Origin of the sequence: Nostoc spongiaeforme FACHB-130, from assembly GCF_014698475.1 — a bacterium.
Classification (GTDB): Bacteria; Cyanobacteriota; Cyanobacteriia; order Cyanobacteriales; family Nostocaceae; genus Nostoc_B; species Nostoc_B spongiaeforme.
On record NZ_JACJTB010000091.1, the window covers coordinates 1 to 6,267 of the forward strand.

Annotated in this window: 5 protein-coding genes; 2 read left to right on the plus strand and 3 right to left on the minus strand. The window is 40.4% G+C overall.

Annotation, left to right across the window (positions count from 1 at the left end; all coding sequences use genetic code 11):
- Positions 1-170 precede the first annotated feature (170 nt).
- Positions 171-869, plus strand: a complete 699-nt coding sequence (locus tag H6G74_RS30660; protein WP_190971273.1) for a Uma2 family endonuclease — start codon at positions 171-173, stop codon at positions 867-869.
- Between the two features lie 93 nt (positions 870-962).
- Here H6G74_RS30660 and H6G74_RS30665 read toward each other — a convergent pair whose 3' ends face one another.
- The 3 genes from H6G74_RS30665 to ctpB form a co-directional block, all read right to left on the minus strand.
- On the minus strand, positions 963-2,120 hold the full coding sequence (locus tag H6G74_RS30665) for a S1 RNA-binding domain-containing protein (protein ID WP_190971274.1): 1,158 nt from the start codon (positions 2,118-2,120) through the stop codon (positions 963-965).
- Positions 2,121-2,122: 2 nt separating this feature from the next.
- Positions 2,123-3,091 carry a glycosyltransferase gene (locus H6G74_RS30670; protein ID WP_190971275.1) on the minus strand — a complete coding sequence of 323 codons (969 nt, stop codon included), beginning with the start codon at positions 3,089-3,091 and terminating at the stop codon, positions 2,123-2,125.
- A gap of 133 nt (positions 3,092-3,224) precedes the next feature.
- Positions 3,225-4,562, minus strand: a complete 1,338-nt coding sequence (gene ctpB, locus H6G74_RS30675; RefSeq protein ID WP_190971276.1) for a carboxyl-terminal processing protease CtpB — start codon at positions 4,560-4,562, stop codon at positions 3,225-3,227.
- Between the two features lie 326 nt (positions 4,563-4,888).
- Here ctpB and H6G74_RS30680 point away from each other — a divergent pair, with 326 nt between their 5' ends.
- Positions 4,889-5,644 carry a YdcF family protein gene (locus H6G74_RS30680; RefSeq protein WP_190971277.1) on the plus strand — a complete coding sequence of 252 codons (756 nt, stop codon included), beginning with the start codon at positions 4,889-4,891 and terminating at the stop codon, positions 5,642-5,644.
- The last annotated feature ends 623 nt before the right edge of the window (positions 5,645-6,267 follow it).

The following is a 6,267-nucleotide window of genomic DNA, read 5'->3' on the forward strand; positions in this document are numbered from 1 at the left end:
ACCTACTTGGACGTGACCAGACTCTCGCAGAGTCTTTTCCGTGAGAGTAGCGGGTATGAATCCGCTAGGGAAGTGGGCTTCCCTTTCTAAACGACCAGTTCGGGTCGCACCCCAACACCCAGCTATATAAAATAAAAATATACTCATAACTGAGGAACGGGAAATCAATCATGCTAAATTACAATCCATTAGCTTGTTTGCCTTCATCTGAGGAACTGCCAGACTCTGACGATACCCCCGTGGATAATGAATTACAAGATTTAATTCCTGGTCTACTCAAAGCCCTTTTAGCAATGGCTTGGCCAGAACGCATGGATTGGTTTTTTGGCGTAGATATGGGGATTTATTATGACCCAGACTTACCAGCTATAGTCCCAGATGGGTTTTTGAGTTTGGGCGTAGAGCGATTTTATGATGAATACCTCCGCCCCAGTTATGTGCTTTGGGAAGAGAAGAAACTACCAATATTAGTATTTGAGGTAGTATCTCAAACTTATCGCGGTGAGTATTCGACTAAGAAAGCCGAGTATGCAAAATTGGGAATTTTATATTATGTAGTTTACAACCCACTGCGTCGCCGTAAACCGCGTTTAGAAGTTTATAAATTAGTGAATGATGCTTATGAATTATTGCATGATGGAAATCTTTGGTTGCCAGAGATTGGTTTAGGAATTGGCATCGAAAGAGGAACTTATTTAGGGATTCCGCGCGAGTGGGTGTATTGGTATAACGAACAAGGGGAACGGTTTTTAACACCAGAAGAACAAGCCCAGCAAGCAAAGCAACAAGCCCAGCAAGCCCAACAACAAGTACAATTACTCGCGGAACGGTTGCGATCGCTTGGCGTAGATCCTGATTCTCTCACCTAAATTGCTGTAAAGATTCATTAATGGAGTTAAAAGACTTGCTTAATTGATTCCTGTAATACTTTCCAAACATCCTCTGAGGAGTTTATTAAAAACCTAACCCCCATCTTCCCTTGTCTCAACAGTATTCTGTAGCTTTGACAAAACGTTTTGATAGTATCTAAGAGCCATTTCTTCGGCTTTTTCATACACAATCAACGGGTCTTTTAGCATATCACCTGGTTCAGTTTCTAAATCGCTAGTTGATAGCGAAACTCGCCCTCTTTCAATATCCATCCAGATAATTATTGCTCTAATCCAATCACCAATTTGAAATACCTTTTCTGGATGTTCAACAGGTTGTTGAGAAATTGCGGAGATATGTAGTAGTGCATAATATCCTCCAATATCAACGAAGACACCATACGGCTTAATTTTACTGATACTGCCATCTATAATTTGACCAAGCTTAAGTGTTTCTAGTCTTGCCTTTGCTAAACGGCTACGATTATGAATTGTTCGTCTGGTGATGGAGTTCTCACGTAGTTCATATTGTTGATATAACTCAATTTTCCGTTGCTCATACCAACTCTCATCCAATTCACCTAATGCAATATCTATTGGTATATTTTTGTATAAACTGACAAGTGCGTAGACTTCTCTAATTTGACCGTTAGCTGCTAAATTTGCTATCCATAAAAATACATCATGTAAAGTTACCAACCATTGTTGTTCTAGGGTTAGTTGGTTCGATATGGTTTCACGTCCGGTTTCAGGAACCCTACTATGTCCTCCTCCATACATTGCTAAACGTGTTTGCCAATTTTGACTAGAACTATTATTTTGCTTGAGCAAAGCACCCCAATTTGTATTACTCAGATGATCAATGTGCGACCATTGTGATGGTTGATATTCATCTTGAATAAATTTGATGATTCCATCATAGAAAGCCTTGAGCAATTCGCAACGTCCAACCGTAATGTTGAGGCGTGTTGTAGTATTTCTAGCAGACATCCACGGCTCAATCCGAAATTGCAAAAGTAAATCGCTCAAACTCTCAGCTATCAGCTCTACTTCACGACCTTCTTCATCTATGATCATTTTTGCGGGTAGTTGAAAATCTCGAATTTGCCCCAACCAAATGTACAATTCTTGATATGGATCGAATGTAGATGATGTCCAAATTTGAGTGCAAATATCATCAGTTTCTATACGGAGTAAAATCCATCCTCTCAGAATTTGATTATTCAAGGATTGGGTAAAAGTTACTCTCATTTTTACAACCAAGCAATTATCTTGGCATTTTCTGGTAATTTAGCGTTTTTCTGCCCAGCAATACGAGCTTGAATAACAAACACAGTAAGGGGAGTATTCAATAAATCTACAAGAGTGGCTTTACCTGCGATCGCCTTCACCGCATTTTTAGGTAATTCTTTGAACATCCAACGTCCTAACCGATGTCCATATTCTGCCAGTGTCAATTCTGGCATCAATTCTATCCCATGTAATTCATGCAAATAGCGATTTGAACGTCCATAACGTCGCCATTGACTAGCCAGTTCTTGGAGTGTAGAACGATGGCGGTGCTGTACAGTCGCTTGGGGTGCAAACTCTAAACGCCCAAGATTTTGCCGCAAAATCCGCCAGCAGATGTCTGCATCACCACCAGTAGTTAAATAAGGACGAAATAAGCCAGCTTTTTCTAAAGTTGTGCGGCGAATGGCTAAATTGGCTGTTTGTCCATAGGCGCAAAAGGGATGAGCTAATGTGTGCTTTTGCGATAATATGTCTTTGAGTTCGGCGTATTGTTCTAATAAGCTGTTACCTGGAAGTGCTGTAATTTCGCCAGCGACAATTACCACCTCAGAATTAACAAATGGTTGAATGAGTGATTCTAACCAATAAGGTTGGGGATGACAATCAGCATCCGTAAAAGCAATAATTTCTCCAGTTGCAGCACGAATTCCTGTATTCCTTGCAGCGTAGGAACTTTGAATTTTGTTTTCACTTAAAGCACTAATTTTAATTGCGGAATTTGCCGCCGCTTCTTGGAGTAAAGCTAAAGTGCGATCGCTACTGTTATTGTCTACCAATAAGTATTCTACTCGGTCTTGGGGGTAGGTTTGCGCCGACAAACAAGCAATCAACCCTGCTAAATCTGCTTCAGCATTATAAATAGGAACAACCACCGAAACCATTGGCAAAAATCTGGCGGCGGTGGTTGTATCAATTGACTGATGATTCATAAAAATTAGGGATTTTGGCAATTAGATTACTCATTATTATTCCCAATTCCCTAATTCTATGTAGATTTCATCAGGTAGTTTTTTTACTCCAGCAATTTAGATTAACAAACCCTCATACATGAACCTGAAATCACTAGAACTTCAAGCTTTCAGCACTAGCACTCACAGGCGGGATGTTTTGAATCACAGAAGACTGAGCAAAACTGTTACTAGACAAAGCTGCGATCGCTCTTGCATACTGTGGATCGCTAGAAGTGCCGATTAAACCGGGGTTAGATGCCAACTGACGCTCTTGTGCTTCCGTTAAATCAATCTTGATATCGGGAGTAATACCCTTATGGTTAATATCAGTTCCCAGAGGAGTGTAGTAATGGGCAATAGTCACCGCTAAACCAGAACCATCAGATAGTTCATGTACTGATTGGACTAAAGCCTTACCAAAGGTTTGACTACCAATAACTACTGCGCGTTTATTATCTTTGAGCGCCCCGGTCAAAATTTCGCTGGCACTAGCGGAGTTACCATCTACTAAAATTGCCAAGGGGAGTTTTGTTAAAGCAGTGCGATTTGCTCTGGTTTGTTCGCTGCTACCTTGACGATCAACTGTACGGACGATCGCACCATTATCCATCCACATCCGCGCAATTTCAATACTAGCTTGCAACAAACCACCAGGGTTGCCACGCAAATCTAAGACAAAAGCATCAACTTTCTTACCATTTAAATCTCGAATGGCTCGACGCATTTGATCGGCGGCGTGGCCACTAAACTCTCTTAAGCGAATGTAACCTACACGGCGATTGCCTTCTTGCTTGAGGTTATAACTAACAGTCGGTACTTCAATGGTTGCTCTTGTCAGCTTCAAATCAAAAGCACCTTGTCCCTGTCTTCCCAAACGTAATGTGATGGGCGTACCTGCTTGACCACGAATTAGTTTAGAAGCATCATCCACCTTCAGTTTCAAAGTGGGTTTTCCATCAATTGCTAATATCTCATCCCCAGCTTTAATCCCTGCTTTCAACGCTGGCGAATTCTCTATGGCTTCGACAACCGTCAGCCGTTGAGTTTTTTCGTTGACTTCCATCCGAATACCAATACCAGAGACTTCCCCAGAAGTTTGGCTGGTGAGAGCTTCATACTGTTTAGGATCCATGAATCTTGTATATGGATCGCCCAATCTTTGTAAAGCTTCGCGGATAGCGATGTAGGCTTCTTGTTTAGAAGCATAATCTTTACTTAATAAGCTCTGCCTAGTTGCTTGCCAATCTTGTTGATTAAAATTACCATCAACATACTCACGATTTACCAGTTGCCACACTTGGTCAACTAGGGCTTTGGGGCTATCTTGTAGGGCGGCACGAACGCAACGAGTCCAAGCAGGGCCGAATACGGACACGGTAGCGGTTGTGGCGATCGCTCCACCAATCATGGCCAGTTGGAGGGGCGAGTAACGTTTCGCAGATTGGTTCATGTATATTAGCTGGAATGGTTGTTTTGTTGAAAGTTTAGCAATCAGACTTTTCAGAGACTTTTAAGTTTTTATAATCTATTTTCAGTTAAGCTTTCTTCATTATTTTCTCCTCGGAATTATCTTGATAATTTTGCCTTACTTACCATTAGTGTCGTAGCCATACTTCTGCTAAATAACTTAGCAGTCTTATCGAGTCCTATACAAGTATTGTGACACTTTTAACCGTGTCATATTTACACCCTATATTAATTTTATAAGATAGCATTTTGTTGGCTGAACTGCTGGCATTTTGGATATTATTTAACTTAGCTTTTTTTAGCTATGACATGAGACATAAATTTACTCGTATTTCATCAATTTCTGACCAAAGAAAAATCAGACAATGGTTGCAATTGTTACAAAAAATTTTACGTATTTTATGCTTAATTTTGTGCTGCTGGCTAATTTCCATAACTATAACCTTAGTTCCAGCATCCTCCAAGCCAGTGGATGCTTTGTTTGTTCTTGGTGGTAGCATTCGCCGTGAAATCTATATTGCCCAACAAGCCAAACAAAATCCCAAAATTCCCATTTTAATTTCTCGCGGTTCTCTCGACCCTTGTATAAAGCTGATTTTTGAAAGGGAGACAGCAGATTTAGAAAACGTGTGGTTAGAAAACTGCGCCAATTCTACCTTTGATAATTTCTATTACGGAATTCCGATCCTCAAACGCTGGAAAGTACATAAAGTTAAGTTAATTAGCTCACCAAGTCACTTTCCGAGAGCCAAATGGATGGCGCAGATTCTTTTAGGAGCGCATGGTATTTGGGTAGAACCAGAAGTAGTCAAGGAAAAAGGTCGTCCAGCAAATCAGGAATATTGGTGGAAAACAGTATTTGACATCACACGCAGTTTATTGTGGGCTGTGATCAGTCAATTTGTCCAACCACAATGCTCATCTGTAATTGAACTCACTGATGTAGATATGCAGTTTTGGCAACGCCAAGGTTTTGTCTGTGAACGACAAGGCGATTTGGGTGGCAGAGGGCGAGGCGGTTTTGGGGACGAGAGGGGAGATAAGGGAGGGGAGAAGAAATATTGACAAGTGACCTTTGACTCAGTAAATCAGTGCAACAGGACTTACGCACAAAGATTGTCTGTGAAGAATGGGTATAACCCAGATTCCGCAGGTAAAGAAGCAGATAAATGATATTTTTGATGAATGATACCATCAGCATCAGAAATAAGAGTACAAGATGATGTTGACTAAAATGAAAAGCACCATTATCTAACTGAATAATATGTATATTTTGGGCATAATTAGCAGAGAATTTTTCTAAAAAAAATCTGGAAACAAGCTGCATTTAAATGAGAGAATTCCCTTTAGGAAATTCTCCCCAGTTAATGGTTCTACTAATCCATATAAATAAAAATTCTCTCGCTTCCATTGCATAATGCCAATAGGCTTAGTACCTTTTGTAGTAATTAATCTTCCTGCTTCAGTTTTCAATCCTACACGGCTTTCATCCTCACACCAATACCTAATTTTTCATTGATGGTATGACATATTTCTTAATTACTTCTAGGTATTGAGGGATTTTTTTTAAACTCTACGCCTTATGTGAGATGGGGTAGCAAAAAAGAAGGGGAAACCACAAGATAAAGGTAACGACACCAAAGCTTGAGGTCTCCCAATGAATATGGTAGACGGTTCGACCCTGTTGA

Bases quoted from the DNA above. Each gene is read 5' to 3' on its own strand.
- H6G74_RS30660 (WP_190971273.1), top strand. From the start codon at position 171: ATGCTAAATTACAATCCATTAGCTTGTTTGCCTTCATCTGAGGAACTG.
- H6G74_RS30665 (WP_190971274.1), bottom strand. From the start codon at position 2,120: ATGAGAGTAACTTTTACCCAATCCTTGAATAATCAAATTCTGAGAGGA.
- H6G74_RS30670 (WP_190971275.1), bottom strand. From the start codon at position 3,091: ATGAATCATCAGTCAATTGATACAACCACCGCCGCCAGATTTTTGCCA.
- ctpB (WP_190971276.1), bottom strand. From the start codon at position 4,562: ATGAACCAATCTGCGAAACGTTACTCGCCCCTCCAACTGGCCATGATT.
- H6G74_RS30680 (WP_190971277.1), top strand. From the start codon at position 4,889: ATGAGACATAAATTTACTCGTATTTCATCAATTTCTGACCAAAGAAAA.